General features: G+C 70.6%; 1 protein-coding gene. It reads left to right on the top strand.

Annotated elements, in window-relative coordinates; translation table 11 throughout:
- Positions 1–98: 98 nt before the first annotated feature.
- Positions 99–1,373: transposase (locus tag AB0D18_RS41230; RefSeq protein ID WP_362430848.1), on the top strand; the 1,275-nt coding region annotated here is incomplete at its 3' end.

Below are 1,373 nucleotides of genomic sequence, written 5' to 3'. Positions count from 1 at the left end.
CGGATGCTGTTGGCGAATGTGGGCCCTGTGCGTGACGTCGGCCTTCGAGACCTGGTTGTGGTCTTGAAGGCCGACGTTGCTGTTTGGGGAGGGCATGGGTGTCGCTGCGTTCGCAGGAGCCTGGGGAGATTCCGGTGGAGACGGTGCGGGTGGCGAGGGCTGCGTTCCCCAGGGGCAGTCTGGCGATCCGGGTTCGGGACGAGCTGGGGGTGATGTTCCGGGACGAGGACTTCGCCGCGCTGTTCCCGGTGCGCGGGAAGCCCGCCTGGTCGCCGGGGCGGCTGGCGCTGATCGTGGTGCTTCAGTTCGTGGAGAACCTCACCGACCGGCAGGCCGCGGAGGCGGTGCGGGCCCGGATTGACTGGAAATACGCCCTCGGGCTGGAGCTGACCGACGCCGGCTTCGACCACTCCGTACTCTCGGAGTTCCGCGATCGCCTGATCAACGCGGACGGAGGCAGGGAGATCCTGGACGGGATCCTCGCTGCGGCCCGGCGGCAGGGCCTGGTCGCCGCCGGGGGCCGTGCCCGGACCGACTCCACGCATGTCCAATCGGCCGCGCGGGCGCTGAACTGGCTGGAGTTCACGTCCGAGACGGTCCGCTCGGCACTGAACGCGGTGGCCCGCAGCGAGCCGGAATGGCTGGCCGAGCAGGCATCGCCGGACTGGCTGCGGCACTACGCCACCCGCGCCGACGACTCCCGCTTCCCGCAGGCTCGCTCGAAACGTGAGGAGCTGGGTCTGCGGATCGGCCGGGACGGCATGCGTCTGCTCAGCCTGGTCTGGTCGGATGAGGCACCGCCCCGGCTGCGGACGCTGCCGGAAGTGGACTTCTTGCGGCAGGCATGGGTCCAGCACTTCCACCTGGTCGAAGGCGAGGTGCGGCGCCGGGGCCCAAAAGACCGTCCGCCGAACACAGCGCGCGCGATCAACCCCTATGACCCGGACGCGCGCGGCGGAGCCAAACGGGACCTGCTCTGGGACGGCTACAAAGTCCATCTGACCGAGACCTGCGAGCCCGGCTCCGTGCACCTGGTCACGAACGTGATCACTGCCGCCGCCCCGGCCAGCGACAACCGCATGGCCGCCGTCGTCCATGCGGGCCTCGCCCGGCGGAACCTGCTGCCCGCCGAGCACTGGGTGGACGCCGGCTATGCCAACGCTCCCGCACTGGCCGCCGCCCAGCGGGACCACGGCGTCGACCTGCACGGCCCGCTCAAGTCCGTGACCACCGCCCAGTCCCGGGGTGATGCGGCCTTCGGCCAGGAGGCGTTCACCATCGACTGGGACAACCAGCGGGTGACCTGCCCGAATGGCACCACCAGCACCCAGTGGGCCACCGGGTCCTCCCAGGCGGGGCTGTCCGTCATCCGG

The sequence above is a fragment of the Streptomyces sp. NPDC048442 genome (assembly GCF_040651475.1).
Classification (GTDB): domain Bacteria; phylum Actinomycetota; class Actinomycetes; order Streptomycetales; family Streptomycetaceae; genus Streptomyces.
This window is presented reverse-complemented; position numbering and strand designations above follow the sequence as displayed.